A 23,272-nucleotide genomic window follows, 5' to 3' on the forward strand; every position below is an offset into this window, starting at 1 on the left:
GCGACGACTGTCAATTCCGGAAGAGCTGTTAAGAAATACTGCAAGGAGCCGGCGCCATGAAAATCACGCTCACGGAGCAGCGTGCGACCGGGCCCTCGGCGGCCGCGGCCGCCCTGCGCCGACTGCGCGTGCGGCGCCTGGCAGGCCTGTTCGCGCTGGTCGCGGCGTTGCTGTGCGCGGTGGCCGCGAGCCTGGCCTACGGCACCAACCCGGTGCCGCTCGAGAGCGTCTGGCAGGCGCTCGTCGCCCCGGCCGGTGAGGAGCACGACATCATCGTGCGTTCGCTCCGGGTCCCCCGCACGCTCCTCGGCGTGCTCGCGGGCATCGCCCTGGGCGTCGGAGGGGCGCTGATGCAGGGGCACACGCGCAACCCGCTCGCCGACCCCGGCCTGCTCGGCGTCAACCAGGGCGCCGCGCTCGGCGTCGTCCTCGCCGTCGTGGTCCTCGGGATCACCTCGCTGAGCACGTTCATCTGGTTCGCTTCGCCGGGGCGCTCATCGCGGCCGTGGTGGTGTTCCTGCTCGGCACGGCGCGCGGCGGCGGCACGCCCGTGACGCTCGCGCTGGCGGGCGCGGCGGTCAGCGCGCTGCTGTACGGCGTGATCTCGGCGATCGTCCTCGGCAGCAGGCAGGGCATGGACACCTACCGGTTCTGGCACGTCGGATCGATCGCGGGCCGGGAACTGGCCGTCGCCGGTCAGCTCGCGCCGTTCCTGCTCGTCGGCCTGCTGCTGGCGCTGGCCAACACGCCCGGTCTGAACAGCCTCGCGCTCGGCGCCGACGTGTCGACCGCGCTGGGCAGGGACGTCCGCCGGACCCGGATCCTCGGCATCCTGGCCGTCACACTGCTGGTCGGCGCCGCCGTCTCGGCCTGCGGGCCGATCGCGTTCGTCGGCCTGCTCGTGCCGCACATCGCGCGGGCGATCACCGGCCCCGACTACCGGTGGCTCGTCCCGTACGCCGGACTGCTCGGCGCCGTGCTCGTGCTCGTCGCCGACGTCGTCGGCCGCCTCGTCGCCGGCGATCGGCTCGAGGTCGGCATCCTGCTCGCCGCCATCGGCGCACCCGCGTTCATCTACCTGGTCCGGCGGAGGGGGCTGAGCAAGATATGAGCGCTGTCCGCGACATCGACGCCGTGCCCGGGCGCAAGCACGCGCGCGTCGGCCGGTTCGCCGCCTCGTTCCGCCCGCGATCCGTGCTCGTGCCGCTGATCTGCCTGGGTCTGCTCGTGCTGGTGGCGGCCGTGAACATCGCCCGCGGCACGTCCGACATCGAGGTCCTCGACGTCCTGCGCACGCTCGTCGGCGGCGGGGACGACCGCGAGACCGGCATCATCTTCGACCTCCGCCTGCCCCGAACCCTCGCCGGCATCCTCGTCGGCGCCGCCTTCGGACTGGCAGCGCCCTGTTCCAGACGATCGCCCGCAACCCGCTCGCCAGCCCCGACATCCTCGGCGTGACCTGGGGCGCCGGCGTCGGCGCGGTGTCGGTCATCGTCCTCGGCGGCACCGCGGGCCAGATCAGCGGCGCCGTCGCCGAACTCGGCGTTCCCCTCGCCGGCCTCGCCGGGGGACTCGTCGCCGGCATCCTGCTGTACGTCCTCGCGTGGAAACGCGGCCTCGAGGGCTACCGCATGGTGCTCGTCGGCATCGGCCTGTCGGCCATCGGCAGCAACGTCGTCTACTGGCTGCTCACCGTCGGCGACGTCGACGACGCCACCCGCGCCACCACCTGGATCGTCGGCAACCTCGCCGGCGTCGGCTGGGAATCCATCGGACCCGTGGCGCTGGCCCTCGCGCTGCTCGTCCCCGTGACCGTGGCCGCCGCACACACCCTCGGCGGCCTCCAGTTCGGCGACGACACCGCCCGCGGCCTCGGCATCCGCGTCGACGCGGCCCGCGCGACCCTGCTGCTCCTCGCGACCGCACTCGCCGCCGTCGCCACCGCCGTGGCCGGGCCGATCACCTTCGTCGCACTCGCCACCCCGCAGATCGCGCTCCGGCTCGTGCGCAGCCCCCAGCCACCGCTCGTCGGCTCCCTGGTCCTCGGCGCACTGCTCACCGTCAGCGCCGACCTCGCCGTCCGCCTCGTCGCAGGCGACCTGCCCGTCGGCGTCCTCACCGCCATCCTCGGCGCGCCGTACCTCATCTTCCTGTTCCTGCGCACCCGCAAGGAGGTCCGCCGATGACCCCATCCCGCCTGCAGGCCGACGGTGTCCGCCTCGGCTACGACGACCGCATCGTCGTCGGCGCCGAGGACGGACTCGACCTCGACATCGCCGACAACGCCATCAGCGTCATCATCGGCCCCAACGGCTGCGGCAAATCCACCCTGCTCCGAGGCATGGGCCGCCTCCTGCGCCCCCGCGGCGGAGCCGTCCTCCTCGACGGCCGGCGCATCGACCGCATGCCCACCAAAGAGGTCGCCAAGACCGTCGGCCTCCTCCCGCAAACCCCCAGCGCACCCGAGGCCTCACCGTCGGCGACCTCGTCTCCCGCGGCCGCCAACCCCACCAACACTGGTACCGCCAGTGGTCGGCCACCGACGAGGACGCCGTCGCCCACGCACTCGCCGTCACCGGCATGGACGCCCACGCCGACCGCGTCGTCGACGAACTCTCCGGCGGTCAACGTCAACGCGCCTGGATCTCCATGACCCTCGCCCAGGACACCTCACTGCTCCTGCTCGACGAGCCCATCACCTACCTCGACCTGGCCCACCAGATCGAAGTGCTCGACCTGGCCCACCGCCTGCACACCGAACGCGGCACCACCGTCGTCATGGTCCTGCACGACCTCAACCTCGCCGCCCGCTACGCCGACACCCTCGTCGCCATGCACGACGGCGCCATCGTCGCCCAAGGCCCACCCCACGAGGTCCTCACCGAACAACTACTCTCCGACGTCTTCGGCCTCGACGCCAAAGTCCTGCCCGACCCCGTCGCCGGCACCCCACTCGTCCTGCCCATCAGCGCCCACCTCCACGACGCCCCCGCGCACGACCCTGCGTGACCAACAGGGACCCCCGGTGCGAACCCCCGATGGCGGTGGGGTACATTATTTCGCACAGGCAGCGGTGCGAACCGCGAACACAACACGGGGCTATGGCGCAGTTGGTAGCGCGTCTCACTGGCAGTGAGAAGGTCAGGGGTTCGAATCCCCTTAGCTCCACCCTAGGGTTGTTATTAGAACCCGTGCCCGAGTGAACGCCCTTCAGTAGGAGGGCAACACCGGAAGTCGAAAGGCCACCTGCAGGGCGGGTGGCCTTTTTGCTGTGCGTGCTTGGCGGCTGGCTTGCGGTTGCGGTGCTCTGGGTGTGTTCGTGCTGGAGGGCGTGGAGCGCGCCGAACGGCCCCTGGAGATCGTGGCCGGTGACCTCGTCGTCCTCGATGTAGAGACCTCGGAAGATGGCCTGGTTGAGCAGGCGCCGTTGTTGTTCATCACACCGTCGGTAGAGCTCCTGCGGGTCTTCGAGGAGTTTCAGCGCGGCCTTGATGAGCTGGGCGTTGTCGGTGAGGTCGGCGTTGGCTGTCTCGAGGCGGCGGGAGAGTTTGCGGCGTTCGGTGTCGATCTCGCGGAGCTTGTCCTTGACCTTGGTTCGGGGCACGGTGCCGTCGGCCACGAGGTCGATCACGTTGGCCTCTTGAGTGTCGAGTTCTTGTAGCTGGCTGGTGAGCTGTTGATGAAGGAGCCGGACTGAGGCTTCCTGTTCGTCGATGACTGCGTCGACGGTTGCGCTGACTTCTGCGATGAACGTGGGGTGGAAGCAGATGCTGGCGTAGTGCCGTTCGACGGCTTCCTCAACGTGGTAGACGTGCATGTGCGGGCCGGGGCACAGACCGTCACGCTTGTTGCGACAGAAGAAATAGAAGTACTCGTAGCCTCGGCGGCTTACGGTGCGCTGGATCACTAGACGTTGGGTCCTGCCTGTGCGTCGACAGTATCCGCAGTACACCGATCCCTTGAGGTAGTGGTGGTGGACGCGGCGGCGTTCCTTGGCGGTGGTGCGGGAGTCGAGGATCTGTTGGACCTGGTCGAACAGGTCGTCGTCGATCAGGGCTTCGTGGCGTCCGCGGATCTGTTCTCCCTGGTAGTCGACGTAGCCGATGTAGTAGCTGTCGCGCAGCATCTGGGAGAGCTTGTTGATTGAGACCTTTTTCGCGGGGTGGCGGTTGGTGGGCCGGGTGCGGAGGCCTCGGTCGTAGAGCTCGTCGGCGAGGTCGTCGAGGGAGTAGTCGCCGGTGGCGTAGAGCTCGAAGCCGAGTTTGACCAGGGGAGCGCGGTCGGGGTCGACGATGATGGTGCGGATGACGCGGCCGTCGAAGTGGTCGATGTGGTTGAGGTAGCCGAGCTTGGCGCGCCCGAGCGTGCCACCGTTGCGGGCTTTCTGGCCCATCTTGTAGGCGATGTCGGCCCCGGATTGGCGGGATTGGTACTCGTTGAAGGTGGCGAGGATGCCGTGCATGAGTTGGCCGACCGGGGTGTCGTCGATGGCTTCGGTGGCTGCGACCAGCCTGACGCCGCGTTTGCGTAGGTCGGCCATGACGATCGCGTCGTCGTAGCGGTTTCGCGCCATCCGCGAGAGCTGGTACACGATGATGGCGTCGACGTCTTCGAGGCTCCGTACGCGGGCGAGCATCTCTTGGAATGCTTCGCGCTTGGTCATCTCGAGGGCGGAGCGTCCGGGTTCGACGTACTCGTCAACGACGGTGAGGCCGAGGTCTCGCGCTTTGCGCAGACAGGCTTCGCGCTGCGCGGGGATGGAGATGCCTTCGGCGTCGTAGTCGGTGTTGACCTGGCCGGTCGAGGACACACGCAGGTAGATGACGGTGCGTGTGCCGGGCTCTACGTCATCGACAGGACGGTGGACAGCGACCGCGGGGTCCGGCTCCGTTTCGTCGGAGGAGTCAGCGTAGGCGCTGGTCATGGGCTTCCTTCGTCGTCGCACGCGGTCGCGGGCTGGCTGTCGGCCGCGTCGGCTGTTGCCGGGTTCAGTTCGTCTCGCTTCTCCACCATGTCGGTTGCCAGGCTGGCAACGACGCGCGCGAGCATGTGGATGTCCGGCGGATCGTGCCGCACACCCTGCACCACCAACTGGCGACCGTCACGACGGCGGTTATTGCGTCGTCGTGGAGCGGCCTGGTGAGGGGTGCCAGCCCGAGGCTGGTGGCTTCGGAAGGAACCGTAACGCCGGCGCCGCTGTCTGCGCGGCGCGATTCTGCAGGTAAGGCGTCCGTGTCAGCGTGATCGTCGGAAGTGTGCGCTGACCGGTGGTCCGGGTAATCAGAGCTCACGAGGATGCACCTCCGAGCCCGCGAACTTGACGTCGTGTTGGAGTTCGCGGCGCTGGTCGCTGGTTGGGTATCGGTCGACCCGGCCGGCGCATCGGAGCCGGGCACCCGCGCTTGCCTTTGACGGGTCGGTGGGCGCGGGGCGCGCCATGATGCGCGCTGTGGTGGCAGAGGGTGCCGAGCGGAGCGGTCTCGCTGCGCTTCGTCTCCCGACGGCGCGTGGTCGCTGACCGACTGGGTCTTGGAACCCCGTCGCGGCGGCGACGGGTGCGGTCGAGTAGGTCACGTTAGTCGGGGCGTCGAGGTCATGCCGCGGTGCCGGGCTCGTTGAGCTCGTCGGGTTGCTGGTTGTTGAACCGTCGGAGGGCGATGTCGTGGTAGTCGGGTCGCAGATCGATGCCCTGGTAGAAGCGCCCCAGGTGTCGCGCGGCGAGTCCGGTTGTGCCCGCGCCGGAGAATGGGTCAAGAACGCGTCCGCCGTCGGGGCTGCCGGCGGCGATGCAGCGCAGCGGCAGGTCGATCGGGAATGGCGCGCAGTGCGCCTGGCGTAACGGGCGCGTCGAGATTGACCACATGTCGCCGGGGTTCTTTCCTTTTCCTTTCGGTGTCCACGGCGTAGCGATCGCGTTCCCTTTATTGCCACCGTAGCGACGTTTTCGCCGGAGCGGCCGGTCCGTAGTGTAGGGTTCCCGGATTGCGTCCAGGTTGAAGTAGTAATCCTGCTGCTTTGTCAGGAGGAAGACTATTTCGTATCGGCACGATAGGCGGTCGCGTACCGATTCTGGCATGGCGTTGGGTTTGTGCCAGACGATCGCGTTGCGAATGACCCATCCGTCGTATTGGAGGGCGAAGGCAACTCGCCAGGGAATTCCCACGAGGCTCTTGTGTGTGATTCCCGCGGCCGGACGGTAGGAGGGTTGACGAACATTTCTGCGGCGGGTGCAAACATAGCCGTCGCTGTTGGAGCTGTATCCGTCACCGAGATTGAGCCACAACGTGCCACGCGGATCGAGGACACGGCGTACTTCGGTGAACGTGTGACGCAGCTGGTCGACGTACTTTTCCGGCGTGGGTTCGTGCCCGTATTGACGGTCATGGCAGAGGGCGCCGCAGCGGCGACACCGTGGTTCGCGATCCTCCGCCGCGTCGGCTGTGGGCCTGGCCGTGGGTGATCGGCGTTGGTGGGGTGTGGTCCCGAGGGTGTGGCGGCATCGGGGATTGCCGCCGGTCCAGGTGGCGGTGCCGTAGTCGCGGAGCCCCCAATACGGCGGCGAGGTCACCACGCAATCCACCGAGCCGCTGGGAAGCGTGGCCATCACGTCGACGGCATCGCCGAGGTGGAGTTCGGCGGCAGCGTCGCGGTAGTAGAGGCTGGTCATTGTCCACCGCCTTGCGCTACGTGGCCTGCGGCCGGCGCCCGGAAGACCAGGACGTCCACATGAGTCGGGTGAGCGGTGGGGGTGCCGTGGATGTCGCGCGTTCGCGGGTCGGCGATTCGGTTGCGGGCCTGCCGGGCGCGGACTTGAGAGTCGTGAATGGGTGAGATCAACGCGATGCAGTGATCAGCGGGTTTCAGACCGACGGCGCTTGCTGCGTCATGGATCTGACCGGGGAGGTCGACGAGGTGCCGGCGGCGTCGCCACGGGCGGCAGGTGATGATGACGTGGCCGCCGGGCCAGACCCAGTCGACGACCGCGTCGAGGTCTTCGTAGAGGTTGACCAGAAGGCGGCTGGGGTCGCCGGCAGGTGTGGGGCGTAGCCCGGTGAGCACGAGGTCGACGGCACCAGGCAGAGACGCGGCGTGAGGGTCGTCGATGCCACCTAGCAGTGTGGCCTTCCCGGTGCTGCCCGCGAGGCGAGCGAGGTCGAGGTTTGCGTCGAGCGCTGACTGCCACCGTGGGTGCGGTGGCAGCGCGACTGCGTGACGATTGGCGCGAATGCTCTCGACGAGTGCGAGGCCCGGTCCGGGATTGGGGTCGCAGACGAGGTCGCCGGGTTCGGTGTAGGTCCGGATGATCCATTGCGCGATGGCTGGTGTGAGTGCGATGTCGCTACGAGACATGCCCACGTGCCGATCACTGACCTGTCGCCGTGGCGTGGGCTGTCCTGTGGCCCACACGCTGGATGGCCCTGCGAGGTTCTTCGGCATGGCGGCTCCCCTTACGGCCCTGTGGGGCGGAAGACATGGGCGCTTGCGTGGATGCGGCGGTGCCCGTCGCGTGCCACCGCGCGGCGCGCGCGAGTGGTAACTGGGGGCGCGGTGCTGGGGGTTTCACGCGCCACGATCAGACGGTCGGTCAAGGTCAGCCCGGCGAGCGTCGCCGCGCGCACCATGGCGCCTGAGCGTGCCGTTCGCCCTCCGCCTGGCCGGTCACTGTGTGTGAGGACGATCAAGGCACCGTCGGATGCGAGCGAGGGGGTCCAGTCGGCGATGAGACTCGGATTGGGCGGGCCCCATCCGCAGCCGCAGATGATCACATCGAATCGGTCCTGGCGTGGATCGCGCGCGGGTCGGGTCGATGCGTCGTCCGGGAGGGGCAGTCCGAAACCGGACTCGGACTCCGTCCTGGAGTCGGCGCCGCGCCTGGGGTCACCGTGCTCACCGGCGTGCTCGTCGAAGCGGCGTGGGGTGGGTTCGGTGGCGGCTCCGCGAGCGAGTCGCAGCACGGTCTCGACGAGTCGGTCGCGGTGTTCGTGAGCCGACCGCGATCCGGGCGACGCGGTGTCGGTGGCGTCGGCGAGGGCGATGCGGTCGCCGGGGGCGCTGTAGGTCGTGACGATCACGCGGACGGTCGCCGCGATCCGCTCGTGAAGGGACGCGCTGGGGTCGACGCGACAGAACCGGACACTCGCCGCAGCGGCCACAGCATGATCGCCAGGGCTACCCGCGTCGGTCCCGGCGCGCGGGGTCGGTCGGAGCCTGGCTGAGGGGCTGTGGTGCTCGGGCCCGTCCGGCGTGTGCGGTGTGGGCAGTGGGGGCATGTCAGGCGCTCCGTGATCATCGCGACGTGATGTGGACGCTCCTGAAGTCCGCGAAACACGCCCGGATTGGACAGCCCGACGAAAACTTTCCATGAGCGATCGCGTCGGCGTCGCTGGTGGCGCTGGGTAACAAGCGCGGGTTAGCCGTGACCCTGGTGCCGATCACCGCGGCGGGCGTGGCGGCGCGAGTCGTCATGGGTGGGCAGCCAGCGCTCCTGGTCACCTTCCCGGCGTAAGCAAGATCGTCTCGGCACCTCGCGGAGATCGTTTCCGTTGGTCTCTGAATGGGCCGAGTGAAGGTGACAGCGCCCAAATAAGAAGCGACTAAATCGCCAGGTGCAAGGGTTGTTTTCGGCCCGATCCGCGATCTCGAATCGCGGCGGGTTGTCGATCTTCTTGTTTCGCGGCGCGGGGGTTACCGCAAGCAGTTGGTAGTACGTGGCCGTGCGGTGCGCTGTGCTCCGCCTGGCCCTCTCGGTGGCGTTGTTATCCGCCGCTTCGAGAGGAGCCAGCCATGGCACACCGTCCCGCTTTTGGACACGAAGAGTGGCCCACCAGCCCGTTGGATGCCGCCCGCGTGGCGTTCGGATGGCTGACCGCCGGGGATCACCCGGTGACCGTGGACGGGCGCGCGTTCGACTATCTACCCGACCGTGACATCCGGGTCGACGAGCTCCGCGATCTGCTGTTGCGACGGTCCTGCCCGCGCCGCGTATGGGATCAGATCTGGCGGCACGTGATCACCCGTTCCCGCGACGAGGGCGGCACGTGGACGATCGTCGCCGTCGGACTCGCCCTGCCGATGCTGACCCCGATGGCATCCCGGCTCACCGACCGCTACGCCGGCGACCCGGCCGACATTCACGCCGAGATCGTCCGAGGCTTTCTCGACACCCTCCACACGATTGACATCACCACCGGGCGGATCACCATCCGGCTGCGGTGGGCCGCCTACCGCGCCGGGCACGCGGCCCTGATCGCCGCGCTGGACGGACCCACTCCGAAGTCGCCCGGGTTCTTCTCGGCCGAACCACGACACCCATCCGGCCACCCCGACTTGGTCTTGGCACGCGCCGTGCTGGCCGGAGTCCTGACCGAGACCGAGGCCGACGCGATCTCGGAGACCCGGCTCGGCGACACCGCGCTGAACGAGTGGGCGACGCGCCGCGGCATCGAGTTCTGGGCCGCCTACAAGACCCGCTCACGGGCCGAACACCGACTCGCCGCCTGGATCACCGAGACCGCCGACGAGTCGGCCGAGGCCGACCCCACCGGCGCCGAGGCCACCACCCACACCGACATCCATCACGCCGGGACGCGGACACACAGCGTAGCGGAAGAAGTCGATGCGGCCGTGTCCAATGCGCGCCCGAAATCCGGACTTCAGGACCGCGGGTGAGTACTGCCCGCCACCCGCTCGAGACGTCCTGGAGGTTCCTCATGCGCCCGAACGCGCCCAGTACTCGACCCACCCACCCTCGCCACATCCGGCGTCGCCGCGCGCGGCGCACCGGCGTCCTCGCGGCGGCGACGCTCGCCGTGTTGCTCACGGCCACCACGACGGCCTCGGCTGAGCCCACGCAGGTGCTCGCGTTGGCCCGCTCGGTCGATGACGTGCTCAACAACGTCCGCAACTGGATCATGGGCATCCTCGCCTTGCTCGCCACCGTGTTCCTCACCATCGGAGGCGTCCGATACGTCCTGGCCAACGGCGACCCGGGCGAGGTCGAGAAGGCCAAACAAGCGTTCAAGTCGGCCGGTTTCGGCTACGGGCTCGCCGCGCTCGCGCCGTTGGTCGTGGAGATCCTCAAAGGGATCGTCGGGGCGAGCTGATCCCATGTCGGCTACCGCACTCACCAGCCCTGGGGCCGGCCGCCGGCTCGGCCGCGCGCTCGCCGCGGTGGCCGGCCTGCTCGCCCTGATCATGGTGGCCGGCATTGCCGCGCGGGCACGGCCGCGGCCCAGCCCACACCCGCCCAGGCCCCGCCGCGCCGGAGCTCCCGGCAGCCCCTCCGCCGCTGCCGTTGCCTCCGGTCGACGACTGCGGTCCGGACTCGCCGCTGCCGGTGTGCCAGCTGCCGGATCAGCCGTCGGAACCTCCGGCGCCGTCGCAGCAGGAACGGCCGTGTGAGGGGCCCGGATGCATCCCACAGCCGACAACGTCGACCCCGCCGCCACCGGACCAGGAGCGGGATCACCCCGACCGGGACGGGACCGGAGAGGATTCCTCGTGCGGCATCACCGATATCCCGGCGTGCGTCAACGACGCGATCGACTCGTTCTTCCGGGACCTGGTCACACCGGCGTTGAACAGCCTGCTGGATTTGCTGGCCAACACACTGCTGACGACACCTACCCTGGATGACCTGCCGAGGATCGGTGAACTGTGGAATTCGTCCTGGCAGATCATGCTGGCCTGCTACGGCATGCTGATCCTCATCGCGGGAATCATCGTCATGACCTACGAGACGATGCAGACCCGAACGTCTATCAAGGAGATTCTTCCGCGCGTCGTCGTTGGTTTTCTCGCGGGCGCGCTCTCGCTCTGGGCCTGTTCTCAAGCCATCACGCTCGCCAACGCTCTCGCGAAAGCCATCATGACTGGCGGTGTCGACGAGAATTCCTCCGCCGAATCACTGAAGCGATTGGTATTGAGCTCGCTGGGCGGTGGGTTTTTCATCATTTTCATCGCGCTGTTCCTCGCGGCCATGCTCGTCGCGCTGCTGCTGACCTACATCGTCCGCGTCGCGCTCACCGTCGTGCTCATCGCGGGTGCTCCGTTGGCGCTGATGTGTCACGGCCTGCCTCATACCGAGGGCATCGCGAAGTGGTGGTGGAAAGCGTTCGGCGGATGCCTGGCCATCCAACTCGGCCAGTCCTTGACGCTGATCACCGCGATGCGGGTGTTCCTCGCTCCCGGCGGGTTCACCTTCTTCGGGCCGACGACCGACGGGCTGGTCAACCTCCTCGTGGCGCTGGCGCTGATGTACATCCTGTTCAAGATCCCCTTCTGGATCATGAGCTCGCTGCGCGGCGGCGGGGGTCGTTCCCTCGTGGGCTCGCTGGCCCGGGGCTTCATCGCCTACAAAACCTTCGGCCTGCTGCGCGGCCGCGGCGGATCCGGGCGCGCGCCCACGCCTCGGAAAACAGCGAAACCCAGCGGCACGACTGATCCGTACACCGCGACCCGCGCGACACCGTCGGGGCAATACATGCTGCCGCTGGGCCGACTCCCGCGCCGGCCCGCCGCGCGAGGTGCCCACCGCGCCGGTGCCACACCCGCCTCTGGCACCCGGCCGCGCGGCCGGGGCACGCAACTGGCGCTCCCGATGGATGGGGAGTGGCCGGAGAACAAGCCTCGGCTCGGCCGTGACGGACAGTACGCACTGCCGCTGGACGTGCGTCGCCAGCCTGCGCCCAGGGCCGGGGAGCGGGCTCCGGCTCGCCGGCCATCGGGCCGCCAAGGGCGGCAGTTGCGCTTGCCGGCCAGTGGCGAGTGGCTCGAGAACCGGCCACGGCTGGGTAAGGACGGGCAGTACCGGCTGCCGATCACCGCCCAACGAGTGCCGCGCCCGACACCACCGCCGCCGCCGCCGAGGCCGCCCCGCCCGCCGATGGCCGGTACCCAGCTGAAGCTCCCCGTCGACGGCCAGTGGCCGGAGGACAAGCCGAGACCCACTAGGCAGGGCCAGTACCCACTGCCGCTGAATGTTCGAGACGCGCCCACACCGCCACGGCCCGCTCAACGCCCAGATCCACCGTCGCAATTACCACCCGAGTCGCGGCCGCGTCCGCCATCGCCGTCAGTGCCACCGCCGTCGCCGGCTCGTCGTGGTGCGAAACCGCGTCAGCAAGCGCTCCCGCTGGATCTGCCGAAGGTCTCCCCACCGCGTCCCAGTCCTCGTCGAGAAGGAGGTGACGAGACGTGAGTCAGTACAGCGTGCGTATTCCCGCGGATGTGGACCGGGAAGACAGGATCTTGGCCGGGTTCACGGCCCGTCAGGTCGCCGTCATGGCCATCGTGGCTCTGCTGCTCTACGGCGGATGGATGGTCACCCGCGACTTCCTCCCTGTGATCGCCTATCTCGTCGTGGCTGTTCCGGTCGGCGTGGCCGCTGCGGCGCTGGTGGTGGTGCGCCGGGACGGTGTGACACTCGACCGCCTCGTCGTCGCCGCCATCCGCCAGCGACTGCAGCCCCCACGGCGCGTCACGACGGGCGCGGAGTCGACACCGGTGCCCGACTGGTTGACCGATGTCGCCGGGGGTGGTGACCCGGAGACCGGGGCGCTGGAGCTGCCCGCCCACGGGGTCAACGAGGCCGGCGTAGTCGATCTCGGCTCGGACGGGCTCGTGCTGCTGGCCGCATGCTCGACGGTCAACCCGGCCCCGCTCGTCAGCACGCAGCGATCGCACGGCAGCTGGCATCACCCGGTACCTCCCGCCGCGTTCACGGTGCCGCGCCACTGGTCGACCACCGACGACGCCGACGCTTGCGCCGTTGTGGAGCCCGGCACGCCCAACAGGGACAGGTCCTCCAGCCCGATCTCGCAGCGCACGGTGACCGCGACTGTGCTGCCCGGACGCAGCGAGCCGAGCTTCGTCGTCACGCTCAGGCCTCGGCAGCTGATGCCGGCCTGGCCGAGGGCCGCCGCAGCGGTGGTCCTCGCGTCGTCGCCTGCTTGAGTGCTGGTGCGCGCGAGAGTCGCGGCGCGGACGGCTTGATGGGCCGCGTCGTCCACGCGCAGGCGTGAGTCCGCGAGCCGGCCGCAGAACACCACGAACAACAGCAGCACGATCAACACCGGCGTGAGGAGGGTCAGCTCGGTCGCCACGGACCCACGCTCGTCTCGCCCTAACCGGGCCACAACGGCGTTCATGGGCTGGCCTCCGGTTCGACGAACCGTTCGTTCGGACCAACTGCTCGCGCGCTCACCCGCAAGTCCAGGAACGGAATCACGCGTGCCGCGTACCCAGCCACCTCCACACTGGACTGTTCCGCATCGCGTGAGACGGCGACGTGAGCCGAGTGCAATGGGCCGCCACCGAGCTGCGCGAGGACCGCGCGAGCGTGCTGCCGGCCGTCGGTATTGGTGGCGCCCTGCACGCGGGTGGACGAGAGCGCTTGGGAGGCGGCTGTTTGCGCGACGTGGGAGGCGTGTGCCCAGATCGCGAACTGCGCGATCACCAGCAGCAGTAACAGCAGCGCTGGCACGGCGACCACCAATTCCGCGGTCACCGCACCGCGTTCATCACTCCCGACACGACGCCACGCACGTCTGCGGGGGCGCGTGGAGGATCCCCGTGTGTTCACATGTTGCCCCCAATCTCGTTGGCCTTCCGGGTGATGGCCGAGACGATGATCGCGATGACCACGAGCGCCGCGGCCACCAACAGTGCGGTCACCAGCACGGTCTCGGTGGAGTAGCCTCGCTCGTCCGCGCGCAACCGCTCGATGCGTGCCCGGACGGTGGTGACGACAATGCGCAGCTGTACCAGCATGTGTTCCCCTTTCCGGTGCTAGAGCGCGCCGAGCACCGTGGCCATGGCCGGGTAGGCGATGAACACCAAGAACCCGGCGAACAAACAAATGACGGGCAAGCTCATCCGCTCCGTGGCGGCCTGGGCTTCACCTTCGGCTTCGGTCAGTTCATGGGTGCGCATCGCGGCCGCCTTCGCGGCCAACGACGCGCGCACCTTGGCGCCCTCGGTGCCGGCGAGCGAGACCGACGAGGAGAGCTCGACCAATTCGCGGATGTCGAGCTCATCGCCGAGCTGGCGCAAGGTGTCCCAGGGCGTCGTGCGGGTGAGGCGCGCGGCCATCAGCGCGCGGCGGATGCGCGCGAACGCCCACCCCCGGCCGACCGTGGCGCAATCGTTCAGCGCGCCATCAACCCCGGCGCCGCCCGCTAACGACACGCGCACCAAGTTGAGGTAAGCGCTCAACGCGTGGCGAAACGAGGTGCGCTTACGATCGGCTAGTCGACGCACCTCGAGGTCGGGAAGGACAAAGCCGCCCGCCGCACAGCCGGCGCTGACCACGAACGGCACCTGCCACGGGAACCCGACTCCCGCTGCCCACAGCAGAGCCTGTGCCACCACCGGAAGCAGGAGACCGGCCACGGCCAGCACCGCCTTCTCCGCCAACAAGGCTTTCGCGGATCGGCCGAGCATCAACAGGTCCTTGCGCTGTCGCGCGGTCGGCAGTCCCACCGCGCGTAGCGGTCGCACCGCCGGCCGGCCCCAGCGCGCGGCCCACCCACCCGCGTCGACGTCGGTAATCGTCGGCCGCGTCTGACGGGGCGTCCGCACCGCCTGCAGCGCGCTCGCCAACGACGGGCGCGGCGGGAGCAGCCACACCAGTACCGCCCACAAGCCCAGCCCGGCCCCAGCGCCCCACAGCAGCGCGGTGGTGATCACGACCGCACCTCCCGCGTCGCAGGCGGTTCGGCCCCAGCGAGGTGGGTCAGGAACCGTTCCGGTTCGCCCATGCGCGAAATGCGGGCCAACCAACTGAACGCGAGCGCGAACAGGCCGCCGACCAGCAACAACATGACCTGTCCGAACGCGCTGTCATACGGGTCGAGGTAGCCGCGGTTCAGAATCACCAGGCCCACCGCGAACGCGACGGTCGTCCCGACGATGACCCGCACACTCGTGCGCGTACGTGCTCGTCCGGACTCCACCCGCAGCCGCATCGAGACTTGTTCGCGTGCCTCGGTCGCCAGCTCGCCGAGCAGATCCGTCAGTTGCCGAGCCTGATGCTCGGATGCCAGAACCAGCGCACTGATGACCAGATCCGCCGTCGGGTCATTCAGGTCGTCGGCCAGCACTCCCAGGGCGTCGGAAAGCTTGTCCCCACGTTCGATCCGCACCGCGAGCTCGCGGACATCGTCGCGGATCGCGACGGGAGCCGTCTCGACGGTGGCGTGGATGGCCTGTTCCAAACCGGCGGCCGACGAGAGGGTGTCGCGCAGCATTTCCGTCCATGCCGCGATGGCCTCGATGCGCGCCACACGTCTGTTCTGGTCCTTGTCACGCCCGAGGAGCCGCGGCAACGTCCACACTCCCAATGCCGCGAGAACCCCGCCGACGACCCAACCGGTCAGCACCCCCACCATCACGCCGCTGACCACGCTCGCCGCCAGCCACCGCGCGGGCCCGGGCCGCCGCACATCCCCGATCCACCGTTCCCACCGGCTCGGCGCACGCGGCGCTACGGCGCGTTCGCGACCCCGGACACCGACGACGAACACGACAATCCCGAGTGCGAAGCCGATCCCCAGCAGACCGGCGAGTGCGACCGAGCCCGTCATGGGTTCCACCACCCCTCCGGCCGTTCCAGGAGTCCGGGTCGAACCCGACCTCGGCCAACCGCTCGACGGTGTCGGTGCGCAACGGGACACCGGGCACCGCGCGCCCATCCGGGCCCGGGCGGTAGACCTCGTTGGACACGACCTGTTTGTCGTCGGCGCCCACGACCTCCCGGACCGAACTGACCACGCGGGTCTTGTCATCCCGCGCTTCGGCCAGATGAACCACGACGTGTACGGCGCTGGCGACCAGCAGATTCGTCGCCTCCAGCGACAATCGCTCGGGTGACTGGGCCGCGTAGGTAGCCAGCTTGGTGAAGGCGCCGCGAGAATCGGACGCGTGCACGGTGGCCATGCTTCCGTCGTTGCCTTGCGTCATCGCGTTGGCCATCGGGATCAGTTCCGAGCCGCGAACCTCGCCGACGATGACGCGATCCGGGCTCATCCGCAGTGCCCACCGCACGAGGTCGGCCTGAGAGATCGCGCCCTCACCTTCGACGTTGGACTCGCGGGCCTGCAACGCGACGGTGTCAGGGTGGTGTGGGTCGCGGTCGAGACCCAACTCGAAGTTGTCCTCGATCGTGACCAGCCGCTCATGGGACGGGATGGCCGAGGCCAGACCCCGCAGCATCGTTGTCTTCCCGATCGCGGTTCCGCCGACGACGAGCATGTTGAATCGGGCACGGACCAGCGCGCTCAGCAGGGATTCCAAGCCGGTGTCGACGGTGCCGAGTTCACGCAGTCGCGTCAACGTGACCTGGGAGAAGCGGTGCCGGCGGATCGAGACCGACGGCCGCCCAGTCACGGCCATGACCGCGAACAGCCGGCTCCCATCGGGCAGTTCCACGTTGACACCGGGCGATCCTCGGTCGAAGCGGCGTTCCTCGACACCCGATCGGGCCGCGAGCGAACGCACGAGATCGACAAGCTCCTCGTCGGAGGCGGCGACCGGTGGCATCTGCGCGCGGCGGCCGTCGCTGTAGCGCACGAACACGCGATCGCACCCGTTGACGTTGATGTTCTCGATGGCCTCATCGGCCAGCAGCGGCTGCAGCCCTGCCATACCGAAGACCTCGTCGATGACCGACGCGATGACGTGGCGCTCGACGTCGTCTGGTGGCAGCCCGGCGCCGGTCGGCTGGGCCAGCTCCGCATTGGCGTAGGCATCGGCCGCGTCGGCGGCCAAGCCCAGCGCGAGGTTGCGCCGGGCTTGATAATCCAGCGGCGGTCTGCCGAACTGCTCATCGGCGCGCACCCGCTCGGCCAACCCTTCCGACACCGCTTCGCGCACGCGGGTGCGCAACGCCGCCGTCGCCGGATGATCCCAGGAAGAGCCCGCGGCTCCAGGCGGCGATTCCGACGAGTGATCCGGCACGGGTGTGTCCGGAGCGGGGAGGTTGTGGTCGTAGGAGTGGGTCGTCATCGCGGTGACCCCCCATTTCCGTTCGCGGTCACGAACTCCGCGACCTCGTCGTGGGACGGCGCGGCGGAGCTCGGCGGGTGTTGGGCCTGGGCCACCAAGTTGGCGGCGATGCGCGCGGCGGCCCTGCCGATGGCTGACTTTTCCGGCGCACGCCCGCGTTGGCGACCACACAGCGGCGCGGCGCCCGGCGCGTCGTCGGGCATGGTGCCCATCACCGGTACGCGCAGTTCGTGTTCGACCTCGGCGCGGCTATATCCGTCTCCGACGAGTAGTAGGGCCGGCATGCGTGCCCATTTCGGAATGTCGCCGAGCATGGTCGCCACATGAGAGAGCTCGTCGGCGCGCGGCCGGGCCACCACGACCAGCGAGTCCGCGCCGCGTACGAGAGGCAGCGCTGGCGACGAGGAATCGAGGCGGCCGACATCGACCAGGATGGCGGCATCCGGCGCCGCGGCGGCCGCCCGGGTCGCTCGCACGCCGCGCGTGGTGAGCACGCCAAGTGCCGCGCGGGCTTGTTCGGCGGCGACCGGACCGGGAACGACACGCAGGCCACCGGGGAGGCGTTGACTGTGCTGGGCCAGCAATGCGGCGCTGGACTGGCGGCGAGCCGCCGCGGCCAGTGACACCAAACCCGGGTTCGCGGGAAGGTGGTGGCGCGCCGCGAGATCGCCGCCAGCGGGATCGGCCTCGACCACCAGCGGATCACCCGTGGGCCAGCGCGCCGCCAACGCCAGTGCCGTCGTCGTCACCCCGGGTGAGCCTTTCACCGAGCAGAGTCCCACGAGCATCATCGACCGCCCCTCGCAACGACGACCAGTGACAGCTGCCCCGGCGGCATCGAGGCGACTTGCCGCGCGCTGGCTGTGGGCAGTTGCAACGAGACGACCGTCGACTGGTCATGGGCGGCCGGTTCCACATCCACCACCGCCGCGTCCCAGGGACCGGCGGACGAGGCGTCTTGTGCTGAACCGTCGGCGGTACTCGCACCGCTGTCCGGTGTGACGATCACCGACACGGTCGTGCCCGGGGAGATACCGGGAGGCACGTGGCCGGCTTCGAGTGCCACCGCGACCACACCCTGTCCCGCAGGAGGAATCTGAGGACTCCCGAGCGCTGAGTGGGATAGCAGCGCGCCGGAGGGCAGGGAGTACGCGACCGGTTGCCCGAGGACCGAGGACGATTGGCTCGCCGGCACGAGATCCGCCCCGGAGTCAACCGACATCGGCACCTGCCGGAGATCTTGCGGCGCGAGGACATGTCCCACCTCGACCGGCCGCGCCAGCGCGAGCATCGGCTCACGGTCACCGGCCTGCTGCACGGCGACGATGGCTCCGGCCGCGCACACCACGACCAGGAGCGAACCCAACACCAGATAGGGCACCCGTCGGCGACGTCCGGTGCCGCCGGAGATACGCGAAGGCGCGCCGGGCTTGCGGCCCGCCCACGACCGCGAGGCGGCGGGCGGGCCCTGGGCGGGCTGATGAGTCGAGGTGGTGGTGGACATCGAACGCCTCCAGGCAATGCGGTACCCCGCACCCCTTTCCGATGCGGAAAAGGGGTGTTCTCTCGTGTGGAATCTCGTTATGTCTACAGCGGACTGAGAATCGTCAGCGCGGTGCTTGGTTGAGTGCCTGCGATTCCGCCACTGAGAACGTCGTGTTCGACGTCGTTGTCAGGCCCGGGAACGTGCCCCGTTGGCCAGCTCCGGACCATGTCACCGTCCAATCGACAGTCGCGGAAACCGGGAAACTGTCGTTCCCCTGTCCCCGTGAGCTCTGCCGATAGGTGTGGCCGCAATCCGGGCTCGCGGCCTGGGGGTCACTACCGGGCGGGAACGGAGTACCCGCACCGTCACAGGTGACGCTCGCTCCGTCTCCCATCGACCACGTCACGGATTTCGGGGTCGCCGTCGCGGTCACCGACACACCAGGCACGGACGCGGACGCCGTAACCGGCCGCCATTGACCGCTATCCATCCACAGCCACGTCGGGAGATTCACCAACTGCCGCTCCGCCGGCGAGGCGTGAATACCCAGCGAAGGAAGGCGCAGCTGGTTGTAGGCCTGCCGCGCCAGCTGCTCAGGAGAAGGGGCCGGCCGCGGTCGAGGCCGCTCGCCGTCGGCGATCCACACCGGCGCCCGGTAGAGAGCGTCGGCATAACCCTCACCCGAACACTGGTACACGTACCACGCGCCCGATTGCCTGGGTTGAGGTTGCTGTTGTTGCGCGGGTCGAACCCGCGATCCCGACGCCGCGGGCCGGTACACCGCCGGCGTGACCGTGACCGCGCCCCCGTCGTTCAGAGGACGGTACGAGACCGTGGTCGTCCCCTGAGCCGGCGGCTGGTAATCACTACGCACGTATCGGCAATCAGCCAAGTTCGGTTCGCTCAGAAGCTGATCACCCTGCGGACGCGGCGCATCGCCAGATGTCCCGCCGTCAGCATCAGACCCGCCACCGTGCTCCGGCGGAGCCTGTGGCATCGCAGGAGGCTGTGCGGGCGGGCCGTCCGCTCCGGCACCCAAACCGCAGCCGGTGTAGTTGGTCTGCCCGCAGTCCACGCCGCCCCAGATATCAGCGAACGCGACACCGGAACCGGCGACCATGAGCGTGGACACCGATACGGCGACGACCGAGACCCGTCTCAGCATGTGCCCACTCCCTCCACGGCGAACCGCTTGACCCGCCAGGCGCCGTCCTGCTGTTTGACGACCTCGGCGGTGATCGACCGCGACCGCCGTCAACGTCGCCAGGCGCGCGCTTCCCGCTGTCCTCCATGACCTTCGAGGTCCCGGACGAATCGCCGCAGTCGGAGATCATCACCGTCGTCGGTTCGTTTGGCGGGTCAGCCGATGTCACGCGCGGAGAGTTCTTCGGCGCTCCGCGCGTGACGACGTTGTTGTAGTGGTCTGCATACAACGACCTGGTGATCGTCGTCAGCGCGTTGCCCGTGGCGTAGCGGGAAAGCTCCGGCGCTTTCCAGCCCGAGGTCCGCCCCGCGCGAGCCATCGCCTGCCACATCCCCGTATACGCGTCCGTCGCCCGCTCTCTAGCGGCATCGGCCGTGCTCGGTGCTGTGGACGACGTCGCGGTGGTTTGCTCGACAGGCCGCGGCGAGCTCGCGGCGGCCGGCGCAGGCGGCTCGTTCGACGTGCACGCTCCTACGACGGAGCACAGCACTGCTGACGAAGCGGCCAGCGCGGCTAGCCGAACGATCGGACTACGCATACGACCCCCAGTGCGTTTCCCCCGACGCGGCGTCGTCGACGACGATCGGATCGACGTACCCACAACGTGTACCCCGGATGACCTCGGTCACATCAACCAGACCCAGGGGTGAATTACCGCCTACCGCGCTTCGCCGCCGATTTTTCACTCGATTGGATTAGGCATTCGCGACGGAAGCCGTTGCGGGGTTCACTGGACTACCTACCCGCGCTGCGGTGGCCGACTGCACGCGCGACGTCAGGTTGTGCATCCCATTCGGAGCGTCGCTCTCGTGAACTTGTCTCTCCCCGCCCTCGTGTCGAGCCTGACCGGCCTGGTTCTGGGCGCGATGGTCGCTTTGGCGGTGCGAACGCGTGAGCCGAAGACACCGTGGGCACAGCTCGTCGCGCAGGTTGCCCTGACGACCGCGCTCGTCGGTGTGGTCATGTGGCGTCAACGGGCCGGTGTGGAGAACTTGGTGGCGGTGGGATACGCCCTCGCTGCGGTGCCGCTGGCGTTGATCGACCTGCGTACAGGACGGCTGCCCAATTGGCTGATGTCGTTGGCCTACGCCTTGACGTTCGCCGGTCTTGTCGTGGCGGTTCTGTCTGGGTCTCGAGCCGATGGTCTTGTCGCGGTGGGCATCGGCGTTGTCGCTTCGCCGTGCTGTACGGCGCGTGGTACGTACTTCTAGCCGACCAGCTTGGAGGCGGTGACCTGAAACTCGCCGTCGTATCCGGCGCGGTGTTGGGATGGCAGGAATGGCCGGCTGTCGCGGACCAGCATTTCGTGACTGCGGCGTTCGAACTCGTCGTCCGGCTCGGTGGCGCGCTGTTGCTGATCTGGTCGCTCCAAGCGATTGTCTACCTCGCTGCCCGTGAGACCCACGTTCGCCGGCTCGACTTGGCTCTCCGACACGGTCCGTTTCTGGCGTTCGGCACGCTGGGCTTGGTCTTGGCGTGAGGATGTCCGGCCGGGCTCCCGCATTACCCGCGACCGGCCACGGTCATGACGTGCGCTGCGCTCATACGTGAACCGCACTGGATCTGCCGGCACCCGAGTGTCACTGTCAGGCTTGACCTCACGGTTCTGTGGCGCCACATCGGGTCCCTCCGCGCGCGGCAAGCGGTGCCCGACATACCAGGCGTGCGACATAGAACGATCCGGCCTGATCGGCTCGGTGCGGCGGGATCTGCACGGTGATGATCGGAGTCGATAGTCTGTGCCATGTGGATCAGCGGTGGGAACGGGCAGCGATCGACATCTACGCCACCAAAGGCACCGTCGTGCGGCACCGTGCCCAATGCCGCTATGTCGCCGACCAACTAGCCGACGCTGACGTCCTTCCACCGTGGCCAGTGTCAGGGCCGAGCGACGGACTTGCTTTGTGCGCGGAGTACTACTGGTACCGCCAGGTATTGGAAGCACCGCTGGTGGATACCGCGTTGGACTGCGGCAAGTGGCTCACCGACCACGCCGACGAGCACACGGCCGCGGTACTGGGCCGGCGATGGGCGCTGGGGTTCGGTTCTGCGCTTCGCGCCACCGTCGACTCCGACACCGACCTCGACAGCGCCGTCGGTTCGTACCTCGCGACTGCACCCGAACAGACCAGCCCGGCCGCTGCATGGTTCGCCGTCGCCTTCCACGCCACCAAACTGCAGGCCAACCTGCATGGCCTCGAGCTGGCTTCCTTCCTTGACCATTCACGCCTGGCCCTGGCAGCTAGCCCGCATTCAACGCGTTCTCCGCTGCCGGCGCTGCGCACCTTCGCGGCACTACGCGCCGGGGAATACGGCGCCGTTAGGCGGGCACGTGGCTATCTGTCGACTACGGATGACCCTGACGGCGATGACACCGCCATCGTGCTGGCCGGTTTGATGCTCGTCGACGCACGGGGCGACACTCTGGTACATGACGCCGCTCGCGCGGCTGCTCGATGGGCCACAAATGCTCTGCTCCACGCCCTCCACGCGGAGGCTCTCGCTTCGCGCGACCCACGCCGAGCTCTCGATGCCATCGACGAAGCCATTCGTCGGCTCGCCCGGGAAGGACGCCACGATTTCGCACACCGGGAGCGACGCTTCCACGCGCTCCGATCCTTCATCGACAGCTGCGTGCGTACCGGACTACACGGCTGACACTTTCCAGTGGCTGCTTTGCCGCGCGCACAGGACCCGTCGCGGCCATATCACCGAGACAGGCTCCTGCGTGTGATGCGGCGTCTTCTCCTACATGTCCCACTTTTCGCGCATAAGCTCAAGGACGCGGGCCAACTGGTGGCCGTCTAGGGGTGGTGGTTGCCATCGGCGGGGCTGTTGTGTCGGCGCCTGTTCTGTCGAAGGACGTTCGGCAAGGACGTTGTCTGAACAGTGCCCCTGTACCCTGCCGTGTGGGTCGTCCATATCGTCCATGGGCCAGTCTGGTTCGATGTCGGAGGTCGTCGGCAACGCTTGAGCGGGAGTTCCTAGGAGAGCCCTTTCGGCGGCCAGGAACGGGTTGGTGGGCGCCGCCATGGTTTCCGCGCTGTGGACTTCACCGCTGTCGTTAACCGGTGTCGTCGTGACCGGATTTCCTGCGCTGTCACGCAGTTCGTGCCGTCCCACAGCAACCTCTATCCACGGCGTGACATTCGTAGTCAGGGCGCGATGCTCACCGGCGTGCGTGCGCGGAGCGGGGACGAGACGTGGGCTTCACGTGCGGTTGCCAGTCGATCTCTGCACTCCGCACACACAGGCATTTCCTGATCGTCGTTCACGGTTGGTGGCACCAGACACCTGCGGGAACACAGCGATGACATGACGATCTGGTGTTGACCCCACAATCCGTTGCTGACGTAGGGCATCGTCACGGGCCGACCAGCCACCGTTCGTGGGTAGTGTCTCGTCCTGGTGTCATGGACGCCGGGGCAGGGCGTGGTCTCCGTGACTTCTTCAAAGGTGATGTGCATGCGGTGGCCTTCCGTAGGTGATGGAGGATTCGCGCGGTTGCAGGTGACGCGCCGTTGATAGGTGGCTGTGGGCACTTCACGCTGCCCGGATGAAGGTGCGGTCCGGGTCGA

General features: G+C 68.5%; 22 protein-coding genes, 1 tRNA gene and 5 pseudogenes. 14 read left to right on the forward strand and 14 right to left on the reverse strand.

The window, feature by feature from the left end; genetic code table 11:
- Positions 1–56 precede the first annotated feature (56 nt).
- From BJF85_RS13750 to BJF85_RS31440, 6 genes and pseudogenes are all read left to right on the forward strand, one after another.
- A pseudogene (locus BJF85_RS13750) lies at positions 57–1,111 on the forward strand (FecCD family ABC transporter permease).
- Positions 1,108–2,186, forward strand: a pseudogene (locus BJF85_RS13755) (FecCD family ABC transporter permease). The pseudogenes BJF85_RS13750 and BJF85_RS13755 overlap by 4 nt, the downstream one beginning before the upstream one ends.
- A pseudogene (locus BJF85_RS13760) lies at positions 2,183–3,009 on the forward strand (ABC transporter ATP-binding protein). The pseudogenes BJF85_RS13755 and BJF85_RS13760 overlap by 4 nt, the downstream one beginning before the upstream one ends.
- Positions 3,010–3,095: 86 nt before the next feature.
- Positions 3,096–3,168: transfer RNA gene (locus tag BJF85_RS13765), tRNA-Ala, on the forward strand.
- Positions 3,169–3,313: 145 nt separating this feature from the next.
- The gene (locus BJF85_RS30100; RefSeq protein ID WP_255375616.1) at positions 3,314–3,661 is read left to right on the forward strand and encodes a hypothetical protein; all 348 of its coding nucleotides are present in this window, start codon (positions 3,314–3,316) and stop codon (positions 3,659–3,661) included.
- Between the two features lie 306 nt (positions 3,662–3,967).
- Positions 3,968–4,147 carry a hypothetical protein gene (locus BJF85_RS31440; protein ID WP_369822167.1) on the forward strand — a complete coding sequence of 60 codons (180 nt, stop codon included), beginning with the start codon at positions 3,968–3,970 and terminating at the stop codon, positions 4,145–4,147.
- On the opposite strand, the pseudogene BJF85_RS30105 reads toward BJF85_RS31440, so the two are convergent.
- The 5 genes and pseudogenes from BJF85_RS30105 to BJF85_RS13785 all read right to left on the reverse strand — a co-directional run.
- Positions 4,064–4,924, reverse strand: a pseudogene (locus tag BJF85_RS30105) (recombinase family protein); the annotation flags it as partial. The gene BJF85_RS31440 and the pseudogene BJF85_RS30105 sit on opposite strands and share 84 nt — an antisense overlap.
- The gene (locus tag BJF85_RS28020; protein ID WP_158056943.1) at positions 4,921–5,088 is read right to left on the reverse strand and encodes a hypothetical protein; all 168 of its coding nucleotides are present in this window, start codon (positions 5,086–5,088) and stop codon (positions 4,921–4,923) included. The pseudogene BJF85_RS30105 and the gene BJF85_RS28020, both read right to left, overlap by 4 nt.
- Before the next feature lie 505 nt (positions 5,089–5,593).
- Complete coding sequence (locus BJF85_RS13775) at positions 5,594–6,667, reverse strand: site-specific DNA-methyltransferase (protein WP_075847935.1); 1,074 nt, start codon at positions 6,665–6,667, stop codon at positions 5,594–5,596.
- Entirely contained in the window at positions 6,664–7,437 is a 774-nt protein-coding gene (locus BJF85_RS13780; RefSeq protein WP_075847937.1) for a DNA modification methylase, read from the reverse strand. The genes BJF85_RS13775 and BJF85_RS13780 overlap by 4 nt, the downstream gene beginning before the upstream one ends.
- 11 nt (positions 7,438–7,448) lie before the next feature.
- Complete coding sequence (locus BJF85_RS13785) at positions 7,449–8,153, reverse strand: hypothetical protein (protein ID WP_075847939.1); 705 nt, start codon at positions 8,151–8,153, stop codon at positions 7,449–7,451.
- Between the two features lie 631 nt (positions 8,154–8,784).
- Here BJF85_RS13785 and BJF85_RS13790 point away from each other — a divergent pair.
- The 4 genes from BJF85_RS13790 (at position 8,785) to BJF85_RS30115 (ending at position 12,954) form a co-directional block, all read left to right on the forward strand.
- Positions 8,785–9,669, forward strand: a complete 885-nt coding sequence (locus BJF85_RS13790) for a hypothetical protein (RefSeq protein WP_075847941.1) — start codon at positions 8,785–8,787, stop codon at positions 9,667–9,669.
- A 41-nt stretch (positions 9,670–9,710) separates the two neighbouring features.
- Positions 9,711–10,103 carry a pilin gene (locus tag BJF85_RS13795; RefSeq protein WP_369822169.1) on the forward strand — a complete coding sequence of 131 codons (393 nt, stop codon included), beginning with the start codon at positions 9,711–9,713 and terminating at the stop codon, positions 10,101–10,103.
- A gap of 473 nt (positions 10,104–10,576) precedes the next feature.
- Positions 10,577–12,199: a hypothetical protein gene (locus BJF85_RS30110; RefSeq protein ID WP_139320617.1), complete on the forward strand. Its 1,623-nt coding sequence runs from the start codon at positions 10,577–10,579 to the stop codon at positions 12,197–12,199.
- Positions 12,196–12,954 carry a PrgI family protein gene (locus BJF85_RS30115; protein ID WP_075847943.1) on the forward strand — a complete coding sequence of 253 codons (759 nt, stop codon included), beginning with the start codon at positions 12,196–12,198 and terminating at the stop codon, positions 12,952–12,954. The genes BJF85_RS30110 and BJF85_RS30115 overlap by 4 nt, the downstream gene beginning before the upstream one ends.
- Positions 12,955–12,992: 38 nt before the next feature.
- Here BJF85_RS30115 and BJF85_RS30120 read toward each other — a convergent pair.
- The 9 genes and pseudogenes from BJF85_RS30120 to BJF85_RS13850 form a co-directional block, all read right to left on the reverse strand.
- Positions 12,993–13,148 (reverse strand): annotated as a pseudogene (locus tag BJF85_RS30120) (TadE/TadG family type IV pilus assembly protein); the annotation flags it as partial.
- Entirely contained in the window at positions 13,145–13,507 is a 363-nt protein-coding gene (locus tag BJF85_RS13815) for a TadE/TadG family type IV pilus assembly protein (RefSeq protein ID WP_255375617.1), read from the reverse strand. The gene BJF85_RS13815 and the pseudogene BJF85_RS30120, both read right to left, overlap by 4 nt.
- A 71-nt stretch (positions 13,508–13,578) precedes the next feature.
- Entirely contained in the window at positions 13,579–13,770 is a 192-nt protein-coding gene (locus tag BJF85_RS13820) for a hypothetical protein (protein WP_075847949.1), read from the reverse strand.
- Between the two features lie 18 nt (positions 13,771–13,788).
- Positions 13,789–14,685, reverse strand: a complete 897-nt coding sequence (locus tag BJF85_RS13825; RefSeq protein ID WP_075847985.1) for a type II secretion system F family protein — start codon at positions 14,683–14,685, stop codon at positions 13,789–13,791.
- Complete coding sequence (locus BJF85_RS13830) at positions 14,685–15,284, reverse strand: type II secretion system F family protein (protein WP_255375621.1); 600 nt, start codon at positions 15,282–15,284, stop codon at positions 14,685–14,687. Before BJF85_RS13830 ends, BJF85_RS13825 begins: the two co-directional genes overlap by 1 nt.
- Positions 15,285–15,303: 19 nt before the next feature.
- A complete protein-coding gene (locus BJF85_RS13835) occupies positions 15,304–17,004 on the reverse strand; it encodes an ATPase, T2SS/T4P/T4SS family (protein ID WP_139320618.1) in 1,701 nt (566 codons plus the stop codon).
- A complete protein-coding gene (locus tag BJF85_RS13840; protein WP_187346914.1) occupies positions 17,001–17,699 on the reverse strand; it encodes a chromosome partitioning protein in 699 nt (232 codons plus the stop codon). Before BJF85_RS13840 ends, BJF85_RS13835 begins: the two co-directional genes overlap by 4 nt.
- A gap of 92 nt (positions 17,700–17,791) precedes the next feature.
- Positions 17,792–18,508: a hypothetical protein gene (locus tag BJF85_RS13845; protein WP_075847953.1), complete on the reverse strand. Its 717-nt coding sequence runs from the start codon at positions 18,506–18,508 to the stop codon at positions 17,792–17,794.
- Between the two features lie 103 nt (positions 18,509–18,611).
- Positions 18,612–19,655 (reverse strand): hypothetical protein, encoded by a 1,044-nt coding sequence (locus BJF85_RS13850; RefSeq protein ID WP_075847955.1) that lies wholly within the window; start codon positions 19,653–19,655, stop codon positions 18,612–18,614.
- Between the two features lie 125 nt (positions 19,656–19,780).
- On the opposite strand from BJF85_RS13850, the gene BJF85_RS30125 reads away from it, so the two are divergent.
- From BJF85_RS30125 to BJF85_RS27355, 4 genes are all read left to right on the forward strand, one after another.
- Positions 19,781–19,909, forward strand: a complete 129-nt coding sequence (locus BJF85_RS30125) for a hypothetical protein (RefSeq protein ID WP_255375618.1) — start codon at positions 19,781–19,783, stop codon at positions 19,907–19,909.
- Positions 19,910–20,503: 594 nt separating this feature from the next.
- Positions 20,504–20,905: a hypothetical protein gene (locus BJF85_RS13860; RefSeq protein ID WP_139320619.1), complete on the forward strand. Its 402-nt coding sequence runs from the start codon at positions 20,504–20,506 to the stop codon at positions 20,903–20,905.
- Positions 20,875–21,174: a hypothetical protein gene (locus tag BJF85_RS13865; RefSeq protein ID WP_139320620.1), complete on the forward strand. Its 300-nt coding sequence runs from the start codon at positions 20,875–20,877 to the stop codon at positions 21,172–21,174. Before BJF85_RS13860 ends, BJF85_RS13865 begins: the two co-directional genes overlap by 31 nt.
- Before the next feature lie 239 nt (positions 21,175–21,413).
- Positions 21,414–22,352: a hypothetical protein gene (locus BJF85_RS27355; protein ID WP_139320621.1), complete on the forward strand. Its 939-nt coding sequence runs from the start codon at positions 21,414–21,416 to the stop codon at positions 22,350–22,352.
- Positions 22,353–23,272 lie beyond the last annotated feature (920 nt).

This window comes from Saccharomonospora sp. CUA-673 (assembly GCF_001942305.1).
Taxonomy (GTDB): Bacteria; Actinomycetota; Actinomycetes; order Mycobacteriales; family Pseudonocardiaceae; genus Prauserella.

Coding starts and splice junctions, on each gene's coding strand:
- BJF85_RS13775 (WP_075847935.1), bottom strand. CDS start 6,667: ATGACCAGCCTCTACTACCGCGACGCTGCCGCCGAACTCCACCTCGGC.
- BJF85_RS13780 (WP_075847937.1), bottom strand. CDS start 7,437: ATGCCGAAGAACCTCGCAGGGCCATCCAGCGTGTGGGCCACAGGACAG.
- BJF85_RS13790 (WP_075847941.1), top strand. CDS start 8,785: ATGGCACACCGTCCCGCTTTTGGACACGAAGAGTGGCCCACCAGCCCG.
- BJF85_RS13795 (WP_369822169.1), top strand. CDS start 9,711: ATGCGCCCGAACGCGCCCAGTACTCGACCCACCCACCCTCGCCACATC.
- BJF85_RS13820 (WP_075847949.1), bottom strand. CDS start 13,770: ATGCTGGTACAGCTGCGCATTGTCGTCACCACCGTCCGGGCACGCATC.
- BJF85_RS13835 (WP_139320618.1), bottom strand. CDS start 17,004: ATGACGACCCACTCCTACGACCACAACCTCCCCGCTCCGGACACACCC.
- BJF85_RS13845 (WP_075847953.1), bottom strand. CDS start 18,508: ATGTCCACCACCACCTCGACTCATCAGCCCGCCCAGGGCCCGCCCGCC.
- BJF85_RS13850 (WP_075847955.1), bottom strand. CDS start 19,655: ATGCTGAGACGGGTCTCGGTCGTCGCCGTATCGGTGTCCACGCTCATG.
- BJF85_RS30125 (WP_255375618.1), top strand. CDS start 19,781: ATGACCTTCGAGGTCCCGGACGAATCGCCGCAGTCGGAGATCATCACC.
- BJF85_RS27355 (WP_139320621.1), top strand. CDS start 21,414: ATGATCGGAGTCGATAGTCTGTGCCATGTGGATCAGCGGTGGGAACGG.